This window comes from Peribacillus sp. Aquil_B1, from assembly GCF_022603275.1.
In the GTDB taxonomy this organism is placed as follows: Bacteria; Bacillota; Bacilli; order Bacillales; family DSM-1321; genus Peribacillus.
On record NZ_JAKXEE010000003.1, the window covers coordinates 243,717 to 264,232 of the forward strand.

The 20,516-nt window shown below is 44.2% G+C and carries 20 protein-coding genes; 4 read left to right on the forward strand and 16 right to left on the reverse strand.

Annotated elements, in window-relative coordinates; all coding sequences use genetic code 11:
* Nucleotides 1-209: 209 nt before the first annotated feature.
* The 8 genes from hisIE to MPH60_RS19385 form a co-directional block, all read right to left on the reverse strand.
* Entirely contained in the window at nucleotides 210-866 is a 657-nt protein-coding gene (gene hisIE / locus MPH60_RS19350; protein WP_241593139.1) for a bifunctional phosphoribosyl-AMP cyclohydrolase/phosphoribosyl-ATP diphosphatase HisIE, read from the reverse strand.
* Nucleotides 863-1,621, reverse strand: coding sequence for an imidazole glycerol phosphate synthase subunit HisF (hisF, locus tag MPH60_RS19355; RefSeq protein WP_241593138.1), 759 nt, complete (start codon nucleotides 1,619-1,621; stop codon nucleotides 863-865). Before hisF ends, hisIE begins: the two co-directional genes overlap by 4 nt.
* Entirely contained in the window at nucleotides 1,622-2,356 is a 735-nt protein-coding gene (gene hisA, locus MPH60_RS19360; protein ID WP_241593137.1) for a 1-(5-phosphoribosyl)-5-[(5-phosphoribosylamino)methylideneamino]imidazole-4-carboxamide isomerase, read from the reverse strand.
* Entirely contained in the window at nucleotides 2,353-2,985 is a 633-nt protein-coding gene (hisH, locus tag MPH60_RS19365) for an imidazole glycerol phosphate synthase subunit HisH (protein WP_241593136.1), read from the reverse strand. The genes hisA and hisH overlap by 4 nt, the downstream gene beginning before the upstream one ends.
* Before the next feature lie 2 nt (nucleotides 2,986-2,987).
* Complete coding sequence (hisB, locus tag MPH60_RS19370) at nucleotides 2,988-3,575, reverse strand: imidazoleglycerol-phosphate dehydratase HisB (protein WP_063233950.1); 588 nt, start codon at nucleotides 3,573-3,575, stop codon at nucleotides 2,988-2,990.
* 100 nt (nucleotides 3,576-3,675) lie between these two features.
* A complete protein-coding gene (gene hisD, locus MPH60_RS19375; protein ID WP_241593135.1) occupies nucleotides 3,676-4,956 on the reverse strand; it encodes a histidinol dehydrogenase in 1,281 nt (426 codons plus the stop codon).
* Between the two features lie 26 nt (nucleotides 4,957-4,982).
* Nucleotides 4,983-5,612: an ATP phosphoribosyltransferase gene (gene hisG, locus MPH60_RS19380; protein WP_241593134.1), complete on the reverse strand. Its 630-nt coding sequence runs from the start codon at nucleotides 5,610-5,612 to the stop codon at nucleotides 4,983-4,985.
* Complete coding sequence (locus MPH60_RS19385) at nucleotides 5,605-6,774, reverse strand: ATP phosphoribosyltransferase regulatory subunit (RefSeq protein ID WP_245406393.1); 1,170 nt, start codon at nucleotides 6,772-6,774, stop codon at nucleotides 5,605-5,607. Before MPH60_RS19385 ends, hisG begins: the two co-directional genes overlap by 8 nt.
* Before the next feature lie 500 nt (nucleotides 6,775-7,274).
* Between MPH60_RS19385 and MPH60_RS19390 the strand changes: the two genes are divergently transcribed.
* The 3 genes from MPH60_RS19390 (at nucleotide 7,275) to MPH60_RS19400 (ending at nucleotide 9,196) form a co-directional block, all read left to right on the forward strand.
* Nucleotides 7,275-8,339: a processed acidic surface protein gene (locus MPH60_RS19390; protein ID WP_241593133.1), complete on the forward strand. Its 1,065-nt coding sequence runs from the start codon at nucleotides 7,275-7,277 to the stop codon at nucleotides 8,337-8,339.
* Between the two features lies 1 nt (nucleotide 8,340).
* Complete coding sequence (locus MPH60_RS19395) at nucleotides 8,341-8,982, forward strand: class D sortase (RefSeq protein ID WP_241593132.1); 642 nt, start codon at nucleotides 8,341-8,343, stop codon at nucleotides 8,980-8,982.
* Between the two features lie 70 nt (nucleotides 8,983-9,052).
* Nucleotides 9,053-9,196 (forward strand): hypothetical protein, encoded by a 144-nt coding sequence (locus MPH60_RS19400; protein ID WP_241593131.1) that lies wholly within the window; start codon nucleotides 9,053-9,055, stop codon nucleotides 9,194-9,196.
* 35 nt (nucleotides 9,197-9,231) lie between these two features.
* Here the strand turns inward: MPH60_RS19400 and MPH60_RS19405 are convergent, their stop codons facing one another.
* Genes MPH60_RS19405 through hprK form a run of 5 tightly spaced genes read right to left on the reverse strand, consistent with a single transcriptional unit; the run spans nucleotide 9,232 to nucleotide 13,150 of the window.
* Complete coding sequence (locus tag MPH60_RS19405) at nucleotides 9,232-9,750, reverse strand: acyltransferase (protein WP_241593129.1); 519 nt, start codon at nucleotides 9,748-9,750, stop codon at nucleotides 9,232-9,234.
* Nucleotides 9,747-10,415 (reverse strand): pyrophosphatase PpaX, encoded by a 669-nt coding sequence (gene ppaX, locus MPH60_RS19410; RefSeq protein WP_241593127.1) that lies wholly within the window; start codon nucleotides 10,413-10,415, stop codon nucleotides 9,747-9,749. Before ppaX ends, MPH60_RS19405 begins: the two co-directional genes overlap by 4 nt.
* Nucleotides 10,405-11,349 carry a nucleoside recognition domain-containing protein gene (locus MPH60_RS19415; protein ID WP_241593125.1) on the reverse strand — a complete coding sequence of 315 codons (945 nt, stop codon included), beginning with the start codon at nucleotides 11,347-11,349 and terminating at the stop codon, nucleotides 10,405-10,407. Before MPH60_RS19415 ends, ppaX begins: the two co-directional genes overlap by 11 nt.
* A 26-nt stretch (nucleotides 11,350-11,375) precedes the next feature.
* A complete protein-coding gene (lgt, locus tag MPH60_RS19420) occupies nucleotides 11,376-12,188 on the reverse strand; it encodes a prolipoprotein diacylglyceryl transferase (RefSeq protein ID WP_241593123.1) in 813 nt (270 codons plus the stop codon).
* Between the two features lie 26 nt (nucleotides 12,189-12,214).
* Nucleotides 12,215-13,150: an HPr(Ser) kinase/phosphatase gene (hprK, locus tag MPH60_RS19425; protein ID WP_137016681.1), complete on the reverse strand. Its 936-nt coding sequence runs from the start codon at nucleotides 13,148-13,150 to the stop codon at nucleotides 12,215-12,217.
* A gap of 161 nt (nucleotides 13,151-13,311) precedes the next feature.
* Between hprK and MPH60_RS19430 the strand changes: the two genes are divergently transcribed.
* Nucleotides 13,312-13,737, forward strand: a complete 426-nt coding sequence (locus tag MPH60_RS19430; RefSeq protein WP_241593121.1) for a hypothetical protein — start codon at nucleotides 13,312-13,314, stop codon at nucleotides 13,735-13,737.
* Here the strand turns inward: MPH60_RS19430 and MPH60_RS19435 are convergent.
* The 3 genes from MPH60_RS19435 to uvrB form a co-directional block, all read right to left on the reverse strand.
* The gene (locus tag MPH60_RS19435) at nucleotides 13,692-14,792 is read right to left on the reverse strand and encodes a DUF4097 family beta strand repeat-containing protein (RefSeq protein ID WP_241593118.1); all 1,101 of its coding nucleotides are present in this window, start codon (nucleotides 14,790-14,792) and stop codon (nucleotides 13,692-13,694) included. The two genes, MPH60_RS19430 and MPH60_RS19435, sit on opposite strands and share 46 nt — an antisense overlap.
* A gap of 799 nt (nucleotides 14,793-15,591) precedes the next feature.
* The gene (uvrA, locus tag MPH60_RS19440) at nucleotides 15,592-18,471 is read right to left on the reverse strand and encodes an excinuclease ABC subunit UvrA (protein ID WP_241593117.1); all 2,880 of its coding nucleotides are present in this window, start codon (nucleotides 18,469-18,471) and stop codon (nucleotides 15,592-15,594) included.
* Nucleotides 18,472-18,477: 6 nt separating this feature from the next.
* Nucleotides 18,478-20,463 carry an excinuclease ABC subunit UvrB gene (uvrB, locus tag MPH60_RS19445; protein WP_241593115.1) on the reverse strand — a complete coding sequence of 662 codons (1,986 nt, stop codon included), beginning with the start codon at nucleotides 20,461-20,463 and terminating at the stop codon, nucleotides 18,478-18,480.
* Nucleotides 20,464-20,516: the final 53 nt, after the last annotated feature.

Consider the following 20,516-nt stretch of genomic DNA (forward strand, 5'->3'; position numbering starts at 1 on the left):
GACGGCCAAAAAGAGACTCCGGCGGGAAAGCGCGTCTAAGGAAACCCCCGCAGGCGCAAGCCGAGAGCGGACCGCCCGCGGAAATCGGGTGCCTGGATCGGTAATCAACGTCCAAATTGTACAAGCCATAAAAAAACTGAAGACAAACTTGATTTTCATCGAGTTTGTCTTCAGTTTGAGCCCTCCTATTGACGGAGGGCGATCAACATTCATTCGGTTTCTTTCGGTTCGTCCTTATCGGCATGTCTAGCCTTCAATACATCAAGCACTGCTTGGAAAGGCAACTCCTGCTCCTGAAGAAGAACGAATAAGTGATAGAGGAGATCGGCACTTTCCATCGAAAGTTCCTCTGCATCGCGGTTCTTAGCAGCAATGATCACTTCTGCCGCTTCTTCACCGACTTTTTTCAGAATCTTATCAACGCCCTTATCGAATAGGTAGGTAGTATATGAACCTTCAGGCATTTCCGATTTTCTTTTTTCAATCAATTTTTCCAATTCCGTCAAGAAAGTCACATTCGCCTTCACGTCTTGTCCGGCTTCACTGTTTTGGTAAATCGTTTCGCTAAAACAGCTTGTTGCCCCTGTATGGCACGCAGGACCTGCAGGAACGACCCGAACGACCAATGCATCTTGATCGCAGTCATACTTCATTTCGATGATTTTCTGGGTATTACCGCTGGTTGCTCCTTTATGCCATAATTCATTGCGCGAACGGCTGAAGAATACCGTTTCACCTTTTTCAATCGACAATTGCAGTGATTCTTGATTCATGTAAGCAAGTGTCAGCACTTCGCCGGTTCCTGCATCTTGAATAATTGCCGGTATCAGGCCTTTTTCGTCGTATTTAATAGTTTCAAGATTCATCGTACAACCACTCCTTGTTGTTTGAGAAACGTTTTGACTTCTTTGACGGATGTTTCTTTATAATGAAAAATCGATGCGGCTAATGCTGCGTCGGCTTTACCTTCTTGGAAGGCTTCCTGGAAATGCTCAGCGTTGCCAGCACCGCCTGAGGCGATGACCGGCACCGAAACGGCTTCGGATACCGCTTTTGTCAAAGCGATATTAAACCCTTGTTTCTCGCCGTCACAATCCATGCTTGTCAATAGTATTTCACCTGCACCGCGGATTACGGCTTCCTGCGCCCACTCGATCACTTCCCATTCAGTCGGTTTCCTGCCGCCGTGGGTATATACGCGCCATGACCCAAGCTCTTCTTCATATCGGGCGTCTATGGCGACCACGATACATTGAGAACCAAAATAATCAGCACCTTCATTAATTAGATCAGGGCGCAGAATGGCTGCTGTATTTAAGGAAACCTTATCGGCACCAGCTCGGAGGATCTTCTTCATATCCGCCAAAGAATTAATGCCGCCGCCCACCGTGAACGGGATTGCCAAGCTGCCCGCTACCGCTTGAACGACGTCGACAATCGTTTCCCTGCCTTCATGTGATGCGGAAATATCCAGGAAGACAAGCTCATCGGCACCTTCTTGGTCGTAAAAGGCTGCGAGTTCGACCGGGTCTCCTGCATCCCTAAGGGAAACAAATTGTATCCCTTTGACTACGCGCCCATCCTTTACATCGAGACATGGAATAATTCGTTTAGTGAGCATTTAACCACGCACCTTTTCTAGTGCTTCTTCTACAGTAAAGCGATTGGTATAAAGCGCCTTGCCAATGATTGCCCCTGCAATGCCTTGGGATTCATACTCTTTGAGGGTGTTAAGGTCTTCGAGTGAACTAATGCCGCCCGAAGCAATCACGTTTTTACCGGTTGCCTCCGCCATGGCCAATATACCTTTCACATTCGGACCTGAAAGCATCCCATCCGTCGCGATATCGGTCACAATAAATGTCTCTGCACCAGAATCGGCCAGTAATTTACCAAGATCTATCGCAAGGGTCCCAGACGTTTGAAGCCAACCATGAGTGGCAACCCTGCCATCCTTCGCATCGATTCCGATTGCGATATGGCTTCCATATTTCCTAATCATATCTTTAGTGAAATCAGGGTCTGAAACAGCCGTGCTGCCTAGAATGACACGTTCCACACCATTATCCAGGTAATGGGCTATATCCTGTTCCGTACGGATGCCGCCGCCGATTTGAATGCGGGCACCTAACTCACTTGCCGCTTTGATAACGTATGAATCATTGATGCGTACTCCCTCTTTAGCTCCGTCAAGGTCGACCATATGTATCCAATCGGCTCCTTGGTCCGCAAAGCTTTTTGCCATATCAAAGGGGGAATCGCCATAAACGGTTTCCTGATTGTAATCTCCCTGGATTAAGCGGACGCATTTGCCTCCACGCATATCAATCGCCGGATAAATCGTAAAGTTGCTCATGCTTCTTCCTTCCCTTCTACTAATGACAGATAATTTTTTAACAGTGACATGCCCATCTTCCCGCTTTTTTCCGGATGGAACTGCATGCCGAACACATTCCCTTTACCGACGATCGCAGGCACTTCCACATCATACCTTGCCGAAGCAGTGACGAATGATTCATCGGTATCGACGTAGTAGGAATGGACGAAATAAACATGCTCCTCTTCCAGCCCCTCATTCACTGGTGATGCGTGTTTAAATTCGAGGCGATTCCAGCCCATGTGCGGGACTTTATAAACCTGGTCATTCGCATCCACTCCCTTAAAACGAACGACTTTTCCCGGGATGAGGGATAATCCTTTAGCCGGTCCATTTTCCTCACTTTCATCAAAGAGAAGCTGCATACCAAGGCAGATTCCTAATAGATAACCTCCATCAGCTACATATTCCCTCAGGAATTCATCCAGCTTTTGTTTTTCCAAGAGACTCATGGCATCCCTGAAAGAGCCAACTCCGGGAAGTATGATTCCTTTCGACTTTGAAAGTTCGTTTGGGTCATCGGAAATGAATGAATCGGCACCAAGGCGCTCAAGCCCTTTACTTACTGAAAATAAATTCCCCATGCCATAATCGACGATTCCGATCATTTTTACAACATTCCTTTCGTCGAAGGGATGCCTTTGACACGTGGATCGATGGTCGTCGCTTCATCCAATGCACGTCCCAGCGCTTTGAATATCGCTTCGATCATATGATGTGTGTTGTGACCGTAATGAACGACTACATGCAGGTTCATCCTGGCCTCAAGAGCGAATTTCCAAAGAAACTCGTGCACGAGTTCAGTATCGAAAGTACCGACCTTTTGCGAAGGGAACTCAGCCCGGAACTCTAGATGCGGACGATTGCTTAAATCGATGACAACCTGGGCGAGTGCCTCATCCATGGGTACGAAAGCATTTCCGTAACGCTTTATCCCGCGCTTGTCTCCAAGGGCCTCCAATAACGTCTGCCCTAAGCAAATGCCAATATCTTCAGTTGTATGATGATCATCGACGTCTGTATCCCCGTTTGCATCTACGGTCAAATCAAACTTCCCGTGTTTCGTGAACAAATCAAGCATATGCGTCATAAACGGAACGCCCGTCTTAATGGAGGAATTACCTTCCCCATCCACACCAAACTTCAAACTTATTTCCGTTTCATTCGTCTTTCGCTCCACACTAGCAAAACGTTCCATTACAACTCCTCCTCAACGGGGTAAGACCCCTTTTCCCAAGATGTAAAAGCATGTCAAAAGTCTTTATATCAATGATTTCGCGTATTTTAATATTACAGGACTATTTCCCGGATTCATTCACACCACGTGATTCAATGGCACGGGCATGAGCTTCAAGTCCTTCCATTCGGGCAAATGCTGCGATTTTTTCTGCATTTTTGCGGAAGGCCGTTTCACTATACATGATGATGCTTGATTTCTTTTGGAAATCATCCACATTCAGCGGGCTGGAAAAACGGGCGGTTCCATTGGTAGGCAGCACATGATTGGGGCCTGCAAAGTAATCCCCGACGGGCTCCGAACTAAAACGGCCAATGAAGATTGCCCCGGCATGCCGGATTTTTGCCATGATTTCAAGTGCATCATTGGCCACAATTTCCAAATGTTCAGGTGCAAGTTCATTAATCGCTTCGACAGCTTCAGCCATATTCCCGCATACAACGATCCTTCCAAAATCCCTTATGGATGCTGCAGCAATATCATGGCGTGGAAGTAACGCCACCTGCTTGGTCACTTCTGCGGCCACTTCTTCTGCAAGAGATGTTGACGTCGTGACCAAAACACTGCAAGCACGGGCATCATGCTCCGCCTGTGATAGCAAGTCTGCCGCAACTTCAGCGGCGATGGCGGATTCGTCCGCAAGTATCGCTATTTCACTTGGACCTGCTATCATATCAATGGCTACATCTCCGAATACTTCCCGCTTCGCTAACGCCACATATATATTGCCCGGACCCACTATTTTATCCACTTTCTTAATCGTTTCCGTCCCATAAGCTAGAGCAGCTATTGCCTGTGCCCCGCCAACTTTATAGATTTCCTTAACTCCGGCAATTTTGGCAGCTGCCAAAACCGCTGGCGATAATTTTCCATCCTTCCCTGGCGGAGACACCATAACGATCCGTTCCACCCCCGCGGCCTTCGCAGGCAACGCATTCATCAGTACTGACGAAGGATAAGCTGCCGTGCCCCCAGGTACATAAACACCTACAGCATCAAGAGGTGTTAATTTTTGTCCTAGCATCGTTCCCGTATCATCAGTCGTAAACCATGAATTTCGAATTTGTTTCTCGTGAAACATGCGAATATTATTCGCGGCTTCTTGTAAAATATCAAGCTGCTCCGCATTTAAGGATGCTGTTGCTTCTTCCATTTCCCGTTCCGATACAAGCAATTCCCCTGCACTGACACCATCGAAACGTTCGGTATAGGTATGTAAAGCGGCGTTTCCGCTTTTCCTGACATCATAGATAATATCCTGAACCGCTTTTCTTTGATCGGCAGTACCTGCATCAACCGAGCGTTTCAGTGAAATCCCTTCAGCAAACCGTTCTATTTTCATACCTTCACCTCATTAGCTATTCTTTACTATTCAATAATTTCTGCTAGCCGTTCCACGATTTCGGTAATCCTTGCTTCTTTAATTCGATAGCTGACAGGGTTTGCCACCAGCCTCGAAGTCACATTAGCGATTTTTGCATATTCCACAAGACCATTTTCCTTCAATGTCCTCCCCGTAGAAACGATATCGACGATTCGTTCAGCCAAACCAATTAACGGCGCTAACTCAATAGACCCATTCAACTTTATAATCTCGACCTGCTCCCCCTGCTCGCGAAAATAACCGGAGGCAACATTCGGATATTTACTGGCTATTTTGGGGGCGATGTCACTTATTTTCGTACCAGGCAGTCCAGCTACAGCTAAATAGCAGGCACTGATTTTCAAATCAAGTAACTCATAGACATCACGTTCTTCCTCTAACATGACATCCTTTCCTGCAATTCCAATGTCAGCGACGCCGTGTTCCACGTAGGTTACGACATCCATCGGTTTAGCTAAAATGAACCGCAGATTCTCCTCTTCCACTTCAAGGATCAATTTTCGGGAATCATCAAACTCGGGAGGGAGACGAAAACCGGCCCTTCTTAATAGCTCTGCCGCTTCTTCAAAGATTCTTCCTTTCGGCATGGCAATCGTTAAAAAGCTATTATTCATCTTTTCCATACCCCCCATTCCCTACGAATAAATGAACTTCAGAAAATGTCCGTGTAAAGGCATCGACATTTTGGACGACCGTAATATCTTGAATCGTTACCGATTTCCCTTCGGAGCGTTTAATTCTTGCAAATTCAATGGCTTCCAATCTTCGTTCGGGACTGTATAAAATACATTCTGGCGCGACAGGCTGGATCGGCTCCCCAAGAGCTTCTGCAAGACGATCAACCCGGATTGCAAAACCTGTGGCCGAAGCATTCCAGCCGAACTTCTCAAGCAGATTATCATACCGGCCGCCATTGCCGATTGGCGAACCGACTTGTCCGGCATACACTTCAAATAAAGTTCCCGTGTAATAGCTCATATGACTGACCAATGTTAAGTCAAAGCTCACATATTGTTCGACATCAAATTCTTTCAGCTGCGCAGACAATTCCTTCAGTTCAGCCAAAGAATCCTGCCCTTTATTATTTTCAACCAACCCCAGCGCCTTTTTCAGGTTCCCTTCACTGCCCCTTAGTGAGGTGAATTCGATAAGCCGTTGTTTATCAATGGATGAAAGCGGCAGTGATTTAACATGCTCGCGATAACCAACATAATTCTTTTCATACAAAAACTTTCTTAATATAGAGGCTCTTTCCTCCGTACCTAGAATGCTCAAGAAAAATTCCTGCAGAAATCCAATATGTCCAATGGAAATCTTAAATTCCTGAAGCCCGGCAGCCTTAAGAGCATCCGCAAGCAGGGCAATCATTTCAGCATCGGCACTAATGGACTTATTTCCGATGCACTCAATACCAATCTGTTCGAATTCTGCCGGCCTGCCTCCTTCACGCTGCTGTGCCCGGTATAAATTCGCGGAATAGGCCAGACGAAGCGGAATTTGCTCTTTTAACAGTTTGGAAGCTGCGACCCTTGCAATGGGAGCTGTCATCTCAGGACGGAGTACGAGCGTATGCCCCTGGGAATCAAGAAGTTTAAACAACTGTTGATCCAATATTGCCGAAGCCTCGCCAATCGTTTCATAATATTCCAAAGCAGGCGTTTCAATAAATTGATAGCCCCACTTCTTGATTTCATCACTCATTTTATTTCTGGCCAACACTTTCGTTTCATACAGCACTGGCAATGTATCTCTCATGCCTAACGGTTTTTCAAACATAAATGGCTTTGTCACGACTGCACATCCTTTTGTATTGATTACTATATATCCAATCGGTCCGCCTCTAGGCAAAAACCGATGCATCCATTCCTTATTTTGTTTATCCCTTTATCTTTCCAAGGTTTTACGTTTAAATCCAAATTTCGGATAACATATAAAAATAGTATCAAATAAAATGACATAATCATATAAATACTCACAATAATCTATTAAATTACTTTAGTTCGCTAATATGGTAGCAGGTTGAAGTTATTAATAGTTTACCCCTGCCCCCACCTTACGTCAAGGATAATATGCCTAATTCCATTACTTCAAACCATGGCCGGCTTCAATATTCTTCTTGATCGATTTAAGTCCAAACGCAAGGAGTCATACCTTTTTACCCAGATGATTATTCCTATCTTTAACCATTCATTGTTATTAATGTATACCTTTTGGTTTAGCTGATTTATAATATTTAGGAGTTTGGCAATATTAGATAATTTTAGGGGGAAATGGTAATGAAACAATATTTTTCGTTTTTTGTGGCACTTATCGTTCTTTTTTCACTGGGTTTAAGCGGAACAAAGGCTTTTGCGTCAACAAAAATCAACCAGGATGAGCTTAATGCATACCTTTCTGAAGTTAGAATGACACAAGAAGATTTGGAAGATTATTTATCCTATTACGACTTAACATTGAATGAACTGGAATCAATAGAAGAGTTGCGTGATACATTAGGACCGGCCGTCACTCCTGAGACCTTACAGAATCTACTTAAACAATATGATATGACAGAAGCGGAACTTACGGAATTATTAATAGAATACGGCGAACTGGAAGAGGGAGATTCCATCATCGACACCTTCCATTTCATTTACGACATTGAGGATATCATCGATTTAGAACTGGATTATGATGAGGAAGAGATGGAATATGATGAAGAGATCATCGATTTAATGGATGGCCTCTTTACTGAGATCGGCCTTACAGACGAAGAGCTCGACAGATTCATGAACCATCTTTTGCCTATCGTCGAAGACCCTTCTTTTGAAGCTCGTTTAATGGCGATCTCCGATAGGATGGATCAACTTGATTATTTTGAAACAATTGATGAATTGTCTGCAGAACAAGTGGCTGAATTGCTTTCCATATATAATGATCTTCAAAGCTTGCTGCAAATTCAATTCAAATTCGCTTTAATTCAGGATGGTGTCACGACAAACCTATCCCTTGAGGCTTTATTCCAGCTTAAGGAATTGACGAATGCTAGTTTACTAGTTTCCATTTATGATTTAAACGGCAATTTTTTGCTCGATTTTAAATTGACAGGTGAAATGATCGGTTCCGATTTAGTGAAAGAAACCGGCAATGACATTAAACGGTCCACCGAGGTCATTTCTAAAGTGGTTGAGGTAAAAAAAGAAAAGAAGAAACCTGCAAAATCTACAAAACCTGCACATAAAACGGAAAAAGGCGGAGTGCTTCCTAAAACAGCCGGTCATTACTTATTCGGTGCTTTAATCGGTTTAGTGATGATGGGCATCGCTTTCGGATTGATCAGAAAAGCGAGACTAACTAATTAAGATGAGCAAAAATAGGCAATCCAGACATAAGAAAAAATGGTTACTCATCACTGCTGTTTGCTTTTTGACCTTAGGTTTTTATTTTACAACGACAAACGCCTATACACTGTTAAAAGGCTATGCCCTATATAAATGGAATAAGTCTGATACAACGGAAGCGACGGCAAAGCTCCCCGAACCGAAGGCGAAGGCAAATATTCCCGATGGGCTTGAACTATATGAAGAACGACCGGGGACAGGTGATTTGATGGGTGAGCTTTATATTCCAAAAATCGAGGCAACACTCCCGATTTACCACGGAACGGACGAAGATGAACTCGAAAAGGGCGTCGGCCATTATGCGGGGTCCGTCCTTCCCGGTGAAAAGGATAATTCCGTTTTATCCGGTCACCGAGATACAATTTTCAGAGATCTAGGTGAAGTCGGCGAGGGCGACTTGCTGATTGCCAAGACAGAAGCCGGTTCGTTTACATATAAAGTGAGAAAGGTTCGTATCGTCGATGCAGATGACCGTACCGTGATCGTTCCCAAGCCTAAAGCCACACTTACAGTAACAACCTGCTATCCTTTTTCATATATTGGTAGTGCACCGGAACGGTATGTATTGGTTGCCGATTTATTGAAATCGGAAATAGATAAATGAGATATGGGGCTGAAGTTGTTCAGTCCCCTCTTCATAAATCTTTAATAGATGATAGGAGGACAAGCTCAATATGGATAAACAGGCACAGGAAAGGTTTTTTCGAATTTTAAAAGAAACGTATGAAGCGACGGTGAACCAGGAATATATATCAATCAACGAAGTCATGGAGCATCTAAAGAATGAACTGACTCCGTTATACCCAAAATGCCATTAAAAAGGACCTGCCGCATATATGGGCAAGTCCTTTTTTCATAATGAAGTTTGCTGCTCCCTCTCAAGCATTTCTTTTTTGGTATATATGATTTTCATTGGATTTCCCCCGACGAAGGCTCCCTCAGGAACATCCTTATGGACAAGCGTACCTGCAGAGACAATCGCCCCATTTCCGATTGAAAGTCCTGGAAGAATGGTAGAATTGGCTCCAATCAATACTTCATCCCCAATGACTACATCTCCTAAACGATATTCCTGAATCAAATATTCATGAGCAAGGATCGTCGTATTATAGCCAATGACAGTATTTCTTCCAACTGATATTTTTTCCGGAAACATCACATCGGGCATGACCATCAAGGCAAACGAAGTATGCTTCCCGACTTTCATATGTAAAAAAGTCCTGTACAGCCAATTCTTCATGCCCAAAAAAGGCGTATAACGCGCTAGCTGTATCACCACAAAGTTCTTGACGACTTTCCAGAATGGAACAGTCTTATATACATGCCATAGTGAATTAGCCCCTTCAACTGGATAGCGGGACGTGCGTCTCATTTTCTAGCCTCCGTGAGCTTTTCAACCTCAACGATATTCAATAAATCCGCCATCTGCTCAAGCATATAATCAGGGTGATAGCTTTCCAAAAATTCACGGCCTTTAATGGACCATGAGACCCCTGCCGTTTTTGTACCTGTGTTCTTCCCGCCCAGAATATCATGATAACTGTCGCCAATCATGATCGCTTCTTCAGGAACCGAACCGAGTTGATTTAAAGCTTTTACCAAAGGTTCTGGATCCGGCTTTGCTTTTTCCACCTCATCCAATGTGACCACCACATCAAAGAATTGATCCAGTTTGCTTAAAGCCAGGCCCTTTTCGACGACATCACGCTTCTTTGTCGTAACGACTGCCAATTTATAGCCGCTCTGCTTCAATGTTTGAACGGTTTCGAACACTCCGTCAAATTGTGTGACAAGCAAATCATGGTTCCTCCAATTATGCTCCCGATAGTAAGCGATCATTTCTTTCACTCGTTTTGGATCAATGGAAGAGAAAGTATCGACCAAAGTCGGTCCGATAAATGGAATGATATCTTCCCGATTGAACTTTCCAGGACAAAAGTGGTTTAACGTTTCTGTAAAAGAGGCGATGATCAATTCATTTGTATTGATTAACGTCCCATCAAGATCAAATAATAATGTAGTTATGTTACTGTTCATATACAGCTTCCTTTCTCTGTACCCTGTCAGCCCGATTCCATATATACGCAACGGCCATCGTTAAAACAATGGCAGTGAGTATCCGAATAAGTAATAACGGCAAGACCGGAATCCCCAGCGGAATAAAAATCAGTGTATCTTCTACAACAGCATGGCAGGCGACTAAAAAGATGAATGCAATCGTCATATCCTTCTTCGAAACATTATCCTCTTTAGCCGCTTGAATCATCACCCCTGCCCCATATGCCAAGCCTAGAGTCAGGCCTGTAACGAAAGGCATGGAAGCATTCGTCTTCATCCCCAGGACCTTCATGAAGGGTGCAAGGGCTTTCGAGAAGGCTTCCAGCCATTTTAAATCTTTCATGATTTGAACCGCCACCATGAGCGGAATAACGATGACTGCCAGCTGGGCAATTCCGGAAAGGGCCTGGATGATTCCATGTAAAAGGATTGCACCCGCTCCGTTAATCTCTGCGGCCTCCCCGATAGCCACTCCTTGGGCCATTTCAGATCCGCCCTGCCAAACAAGATTGATGACGACTGCTGACAAAAGCGCAAGCCCGATCCGTACTGTCAGGATGACCCACAGCTTAACACCGGTTTTCATCGCCACACCTGACTCGATCAATAAATTATGTGAAAAAGATAGCATCATAGCGATAATAAAAACTTCTTTCACAGTCAAATCAAGCGTTAATATGCCAGCGATCGCTGCGTACAAATTCAGGAAATTACCTAACACGAGCGGAATTGCCGCATCTCCTGGAAGACCGATGAGATTCATCAAAGGCGCTATCAAGTTAATGATGAATGGCAAAACAGGTGTATATTGAAGCACAGTAACGATCAGAGTAACTGGAAATATCACTTTTCCCAAAGACCAGGTTGTATTCAAGCCTGAAAGAAGTCCTTTTTTAACCGAATCTACTATCACTATGCCCTCTCCCTTACACATATTCCCTATGCATCTAAATATCTTTTGTCTGCATGGCCGCGGACCCTTCTATAGACCACTAAAGCAATGGCTGCTGCTACCAACACAATCGAGATCACTTGTGCGATGCGCAGCGATTCCGTCAGCATCAAACTATCCGTCCGCAAACCTTCAATGTAATAACGACCGATGGAATACCATATTACATAGGTTAAAAATAGTTCCCCCCTGCGCAAGTTCACTTTCCTTAAACTCAAGAGAATAATGACACCGACGATATTCCAAATCGATTCATACAAAAAGGTTGGATGATAATACGTACCGTTTATGTACATTTGATTAATGATGAATTCAGGCAAATGCATATTTTCCAGGAATGACCTTGTTATTTCTCCCCCATGCGCTTCCTGATTCATGAAATTACCCCAACGGCCAATCGCCTGACCCAACAATAAGCTCGGTGCAGCAATATCAGCCAGCTTCCAAAATGACACTTTCTTGACCTTGGCAAACACGATAGCAGTCAGTACCGACCCGATCAACGCACCATGTATGGCAATTCCGCCATTCCATATTTTTATGATATCCCCCGGGTTTTGTGAATAGTACTCCCATTGGAAGATCACATAATAAATACGGGCACTAATGATCGCGATTGGGACAGCAAACAAAATCATGTCCGTAAAAATTTCCTTATCAAGACCTCTTCGCTCAGATTCCCTCAAAGCGATAATAAGACCCAATAACACACCGAAACCGATGATTAGTCCATACCAATGTACTTGGATGGGACCTAGATCTATCGCGATTGGATTCAGCGGCTGTATTCCTTGTTCCATTTTGTCCCCTCTTTTCTTATAACCTTTTAAAATTCATCATGTTCCGGATCTGCAATGGCATGGTTCAAGCGATCTGAAAACTGTTCCGCTGCATTTACTCCCATTCGCTTCAGGCGGTAATTCATGGCTGCCACTTCAATGATGACAGCTAAATTTCGTCCTGGACGGACAGGTACGGTAATTTTCGTCACTTCCGTATCGATGATTTTCATTTTTTCTTCATCAAGGCCCACCCGGTCATACTGCTTGTTTTTTTCCCATAGTTCCAGATTGATGACGATCGAGATCTTTTTATTGCTGCGAACTGCGCCAGCTCCAAAAAGTGTCATTACATTAATGATTCCCAATCCTCTTATTTCTAGAAGATGTTCGATTAAATCCGGGGCATTCCCGACCAGCGTATCTTGGTCTTCCTGCCGGATTTCGACGCAGTCATCGGCTACCAGACGATGACCCCGTTTCACTAATTCCAGGGCTGTCTCACTTTTACCGACGCCGCTTTTCCCGGTGATCAACACACCTAAGCCATAGATATCCACCAATACACCATGAACAGCAGTAGTTGGTGCCAACCTGCTTTCTAGGAAATTGGTCAGACGGCTGTATAACCTTGTTGTCTTCATATTAGATCTCATCACAGGAACGGATTCCCGCTCAGAAGCTTCGATCAATTCTATCGGCACTTCCTGACCACGCGTAATGATGATGCCTGGAGTAAAGTCCCTGCATAACTCTTCCATCCTCTGTACTCGATCCGGTTCATTCAGCCGATTAAAAAAGGACATCTCCGTCATACCTAAAAGCTGTACTCGATCTGCGGGATAATAATCAAAAAAACCGGCTATTTCAAGTCCGGGACGAGATAAATCACTCGTGACGATTGGTCTGTTAATTCCTTCTTCCCCACTGATAAGTTCTAGACCGAACGCTTCTACTATATCCTTTGTACGGACTTTTGCCATATATCTTTCCTCCTTTAGGAGCGATGCTATTTTTTGAGATACTTTTTCTATTTTAGCATTTTTCTGTTAATAACCAAACAAAGCATTATCGATTTATTGTTTTTTTATTCACTCCACCCGGATTGGCCACGTGAACTGGAAAGAGAAGAGAGGAACATATTATGGATCCTTACATCAAAATAAAAGAAAGCCCGCCCATTTATATTGGCAGGCTCACTTTGCAGACAATAGGGATTAGAAAACGTATCTTTCATCAAATGATGTTCCCGAACCAACTCATTGGGTATGGTTACTATCTAAATTTAATAACAAGGCTGATTGGAGAGGAAGGTACTAGACTCCTTCGGGAAAAGCGCGTCAAGGGGAGACCCAGAAGTCGCAAGCCGAGGAGGCTCCACGGCCGCCCGCGAAAAGCGAGTTTCTTGAGCGGATATCCACATCCAAATCATACAAGCCATAAAAAAACTGCAGGCAAACTCGTCTTCCATCGAGTTTGCCTGCAGTTTGATCCGCCAGTGGTATCAACGGGCTTTCCCTTTCTTCAGGAAACCGTTATCGCTGCAGTCTTGGTTTCTGCAAAAACATGAAGCACAGGAACCGCTTCTTTAACCGTCTTAAACTTAAGGACCTTCTGAACCACATCACTTTTCTCTTCGATGATTGTCATCCCTTCCAAAGTTACATTAAAGCTTCCTAAATTTGATTTCAATTCTCCTTCGATCGCCTTACCTGGCGGCAGGGTCAGCTGGACTTTTCCTGTGACTGACTTAGCATGGATCGAATCGCAATCCATCCCTGAATTCGTACAGATGATTTCCCCATTGAATGTTTGGACATCCAATTTCTTGAAGTATCCATCAGCATTAATGGCTCCATTCAGGGTCTCGGCTTCCAAGTCATTAAAGTTGGTATCTGAAATGGTGATCATCCCATTACCTGTTTCAAGCTCACAGAAATCACCCGTACCCTGCATGATATGAATGGCACCATTCGCCGTTTTCGCTTTAAGCTTCTCTGATTTCAGTGATTCAATCGTGATTGCGCCATTGAACATCCTTACATGGATGTCCTCGTATTCCTTTCTTGGGATGTACATGATCGTATCAACCTTTATGGATTTTTCACGTACCTTGAACTTCAATTTTCCATTTTCAATCGTGAAATCGACTTCTTCCAAAAAGTTTTTCCTGGCTTCTTCTATTTCTTCCACACGGTATACCTTAGCTTGGCATTCAACCCGGACATCATTATGGTCCCATGCGGCGATTTTTATTTTCCCATTTGCAATATCTACATCAACCTCATCCAGGAAATCATGATCATGCTGGAAAATATGACTGACCTCCACAGATTTTCCGAAATTGAAATCAAGATCCGTTTCTTTGATTTTCTTAAAAGCACTTTCAACGAAATCAATAATCTTTTCTTTCGATGACTGGATATTCTTTTTAAACGTATCCTGAGTGCTTTCTTCGCTTTTCTTATCCACGACTACCGTCGATAATTCATTTTGCAATTTCTGCTCCTTAACTTCACTTTCCTGACTGGCTTTTTCTAATTCTTCCAAAAGGCCCATAGCTTCTTCCGCTGATAACTTTCCATCCTGAATCATTTCTAAAATCTTCTTTCTTTCCTCCTGCATGAACATTCCTCGCTTTCTTCTATCATTTTATTCATACATACGCCTAGATATCTAAAAAGTTTCATAAATACCGTTTTTCCCATCATTCGACAAAGGAAAATGACAATTTCCGAAAAGGAGGATGTATGATTTCCCCGGAAATATCTTGTTTCCCTATTCTTTAATCAAATGATTAATTAAATCCACACCGTCATTTTTCTACAAAAAAACAAGCCTGATGGCTTGTTCCAGACTGTAGATAAACTCGAAGAAAAGCCGGTTTGCGTACAGTTTTTTATAAAAACCATTCCAATTGATTTCAGAAATCCACTCCCTTTCCGCCGACTGTCTGCCAAGCCTCCTCAACGCATGCGCCTGTGGGGTCTTGGCTAGCCAGTTATTCGGCAGGAGTGTCGCATATTTCTTCCATCCAATAAGGATTACAGTAAAAAAACATGAAGGATAATCTAGTCTTATCTTAAAATCATGGCTCGGGATGACGTTCCGTACCTCCGATTGTAGACAGGTTCTAAGAAAAGCCGGTTTGCGTACAGTTTTTTATAAAAACCATTCCAATTGATTTCAGAAATCCGCTCCCTTTCCGCCGACTGTCTGCCAAGCCTCCTCAACGCATGCGCCTGTGGGGTCTTGGCTAGCCAGTTATTCGGCAGGAGTGTCGCATATTTCTTCCATCCAATAAGGATTACAGTAAAAAATCATGAAGGATAATCTAGTCTTTTTTTTAAATGATGGTTCGGAATGGTGACCGTTTCGAACCCCTTGTTTCTACAAACAGAAACAAGCCTGATGGCTTGTTCTTTTAAGCATGTTCATGCTCCGTTTCTTTTTCTTCAATCCAATTTTCCATGCGGATTTGATCACGGGTAAGTACAGGTTTTAAGTATTTTCCCGTGTACGATTCGGAAACTTCACATATTTTTTCAGGTGTTCCGTAAGTGACGATCGTACCGCCCTTATCTCCGCCTTCCGGTCCCAGGTCAATAATATGGTCCGCTGTCTTGATGACATCCAGATTATGCTCGATAACCAAAACGGTATCCCCATTGTCAACCAGCCGCTGCAGAACTTGGAGCAGCCTTGCTATATCGTGGACATGTAGACCGGTAGTTGGTTCATCCAAGATATAGAAGGAGCGCCCAGTGGATCGGCGATGCAATTCAGAAGCAAGTTTCACCCTTTGCGCTTCACCGCCTGATAAAGTGGTGGCAGGCTGTCCAAGCTTGATATAACCCAAACCAACGTCATAAATCGTTTGTAGCTTCCGTTTGATTTTTGGGATATTTTCAAAGAAACTAACGCCTTCCTCGACTGTCATATCGAGAATGTCGGATATGTTTTTCCCTTTATATTTCACTTCAAGAGTTTCCCGGTTATACCGTTTACCATGACAGATTTCACATGGAACATAGACATCTGGGAGAAAATGCATTTCAATCTTGATAATGCCATCACCACGGCAGGCCTCACAGCGTCCGCCCTTCACGTTGAAACTGAACCTTCCTTTTTTATAACCGCGGATCTTCGCTTCATTAGTCGAGGCAAACACGTCACGAACATCATCGAATACACCCGTATAGGTAGCTGGATTGGATCGTGGGGTTCTGCCGATCGGTGATTGGTCAATATCAATGACTTTATCTAAATGCTCAATTCCCTTGATTTCACGGAAATCGCCAGGTCTGGCTTTTGCCCGGTTCAGCTTTTGAGCCAATGACTTATGGAGGATCTCATTCACCAATGTACTTTTCCCAGATCCTGAGACTCCCGTTACGGCTGTAAAGACCCCAAGCGGGAATTTCACATTAACGTTTTTCAAATTATTTTCCTTGGCACCTTTTATCTCAATGACACGGCCATCATTTTTCCGGCGTTCCAATGGCAAAGGAATGAATTTCTTCCCTGCTAAATATTGCCCCGTTAAGGATTTAGGGTTATTCATGACCTCTTCCGGCGTTCCAGCGGCCACTATTTCCCCTCCATGCGCTCCTGCTCCTGGTCCAACATCAATCAAATAATCCGCAGCAATCATCGTATCTTCATCATGCTCGACAACAATGAGGGTGTTGCCGATTTCGCGCATATTCTTCAATGTTTCGATCAAGCGATCGTTATCCCTCTGATGCAGCCCAATTGAAGGTTCATCCAAAATATATAGGACTCCCGTCAATCGGGAACCGATCTGCGTCGCCAATCTTATACGCTGCGCTTCACCGCCTGATAATGTTCCCGCTGCCCTGCTCAACGTCAAATATTCCAAACCTACATTTGCCAGGAAACCGAGCCGCTCACGAATTTCACGTAAAATCAATCTCGCAATTGCAGCTTCTTTTTCAGTCAAATCAAGCTCATCGAAAAATACTAACGCATCCTCCACTGATAAAGCTGTCGTTTCACTTATATGGACCCCTTGAATGAGCACGGAAAGACTCTCTTTTTTCAATCGATGACCCTTACAGGTTGGACAGTGATGTTCTGACATGTACTTCTGCATTTGCTCACGAATAAAGTCAGAACTCGTCTCCTTGAAGCGCCTTTCGATGTTTCTTAAAACTCCTTCAAAAGGAATATATCCTTCTTGCACTCTTCCAAAATCATTTTTATAACGGAAATATATCTTATCTTTACCTGAACCAAGCAAGATCTTATCCAGCTTCTCTTCCGATAAATCCTTAACGGGCACATCCATATCTATCCCATAATGGTTGGCCACCGCTTCAAGGAGCTGAGGATAATATTGAGAACTCGTCGGCTCCCATGGCGCAATCGCATGTTGACGGAGGCTTAATTCGTTATTCGGGATGACCAGATCACGGTCCACCTCAAGCCTTGCCCCCAAGCCATCACAATCCGGGCAGGCACCAAACGGGCTATTGAAGGAAAACATTCTAGGCTCTAACTCATCAATCGAAAATCCGCAGTATGGACAAGCATGATGTTCACTGAACAGCAGCTCTTCCTCACCCATGACGTCAATGATGACCTTGCCTTCACCAAGCTGCAAAGCACTTTCCAATGAATCTGCAAGCCTTGCCATGATACCCTCTTTAATGACGATCCGGTCTATGATGACTTCAATCGAATGTTTTTTATTTTTTTCGAGAGTGATCTCATCGCTGAGGTCATGCATTTCCCCGTTCACACGAATGCGGACATATCCTTGTTTCTTAACTTCTTCCAAAACCTTCGCATGTGTACCTTTTCTGCCTGAGACAAGCGGTGCCAATACCTGAAGCTTGGTTCGCTCAGGATAATCAAGAATGCGGTCCACCATTTGCTCAATCGTTTGTGAGGTGATTTCAATATTATGGATCGGACAGGTCGGCCTGCCGACCCGTGCAAATAACAGCCTTAAATAATCATAGATCTCCGTAACAGTCCCTACGGTTGAACGAGGATTTCGACTGGTCGTTTTCTGATCTATGGAAATGGCTGGTGACAAACCTTCGATCGCATCGACATCCGGTTTATCCACTTGGCCTAAGAATTGACGAGCATAAGCGGACAGTGATTCTACATAACGTCTTTGCCCTTCTGCATAAATCGTATCAAAAGCCAAGGAAGACTTTCCAGATCCGGATAACCCGGTCAGCACAACAAGTTTGTCTCTCGGTATCGTGATATCAATATTCTTTAAATTGTTGGCCCTGGCGCCTTTTATCACAATTTTATCCATTGCCATGTTTCGTCACCCTTCCGCTTTTAACTCTAGTAATAAATCACGCAGCTCGGCAGCTCGCTCGAAGTCCAGTGCCTTTGCCGCTTCCTTCATTTCTTTTTCCATGCTTGCCATCACTTTTAAACGCTCTTTTTTAGGAAGCTTCGCGAGACTTGGTGCAAGGTCTTCCTTATATTGTTCGCCTTCTTCGGCTACATGAGTCGCCCTTATGGAGTCGCGGATATCCTTTTGAATGGTTTGAGGCATTATTCCATGCTCTTTATTATAATTTTCCTGGATTTCACGCCGCCGTCTCGTTTCATTGATGGCAAGTTCCATCGAATTCGTGATGCGGTCTGCATACATGATGACATGGCCGTTTGCATTACGGGCTGCACGGCCCATCGTTTGAATAAGCGAACGTTCCGAGCGAAGGAACCCTTCTTTATCGGCATCCAGAATGGTCACTAACGACACTTCCGGAATATCCAGGCCCTCCCTTAAAAGATTGATTCCGACAAGAACATCATATTTGCCCATTCGAAGTTCCCGGATGATTTCTATCCTTTCCAAGGTCTTCACTTCCGAATGAAGATATTGGACCTTGATGCCAATTTCCTTTAAATAATCCGTTAAATCCTCAGACATCTTTTTCGTCAAGGTCGTTATGAGCACACGCTCGTTCTTTTTGACGCGCTCCTGTATTTCACCGATCAAGTCATCTATTTGCCCTTCAATCGGCCGTACTTCCACCGTCGGATCCAGCAATCCGGTAGGACGGATGATCTGCTGAACCATTTCTGGCGTATGTTCGAGTTCATATGGTCCCGGGGTTGCCGAAACGAATATGGATTGATGGACCTTTTTTTCAAATTCCTCAAATCTTAGCGGGCGGTTGTCTTTCGCAGACGGCAGACGGAAGCCATGATCGACGAGCACTTGCTTACGCGCCTGATCTCCATTGAACATTCCGCGGATTTGTGAGAGGGTTACGTGTGATTCATCCACGACCAATAGGAAATCCTCTGGAAAGTAATCCATTAAAGTGTATGGTGTCGCACCGGAGGGACGAAGCGTCAAATGGCGTGAATAGTTCTCGATCCCTGAACAAAAGCCCATTTCCCGCATCATTTCCAGATCATAACGGGTCCGCTGCTCCAATCGCTGCGCTTCAAGGAGTTTTTCATCTTCCCTTAATTCCTTCAATCGTTCTTCCAGTTCCGTTTCGATATTTTGAATGGCTATCCGCATTTTCTCTTCGCGGGTTACGAAGTGGGAAGCAGGGAAAATGGCGATATGATCTCGTTCACCGGTAATTTCGCCAGTCAGGGCATCGACTTCACGAATTCGGTCAATCTCATCCCCGAAAAACTCGACCCGTACGCAATGTTCATCACGTGAGGCCGGGAATATTTCGACCACGTCGCCGCGTACGCGGAAGGTCCCCCGTTGGAAAGCAATATCATTACGTTCATATTGAATATCCACGAGTCTGTGCAGCAAGGCATTCCGGTCTATCTCCATGCCTGTTCGGAGGGAAACGACCATCTCCCGGTACTCTTCAGGAGAACCGAGTCCATATATGCACGAAACACTGGCAATGATGATGACATCTTTCCTTTCGAACAAAGACGAGGTTGCCGAGTGACGCAGTTTATCGATTTCATCATTGATGCTTGCATCTTTTTCGATGAATGTATCCGTGGATGGAACATAAGCCTCTGGCTGGTAGTAATCATAATAACTAACGAAGTACTCAACGGCATTATTAGGGAAGAACTCTTTGAACTCACTGTAAAGCTGCCCTGCCAACGTTTTATTGTGGGCAATGACAAGAGTCGGTTTATTGATTCTTTGAATCACATTGGAAACGGTGAACGTTTTCCCTGTCCCCGTTGCCCCCAATAACGTCTGCATTTCCTTGCCTTCCTTAATCCCTTCGACCAGCATGTCAATTGCTGCCGGCTGATCCCCTTGAGGAGAGTATTTTGAGACTAACTCAAACTTATCCTTCACCAAGCATAGCCTCCTATTGAAATATTTTTATATGAAAACGGGACATGCCTATA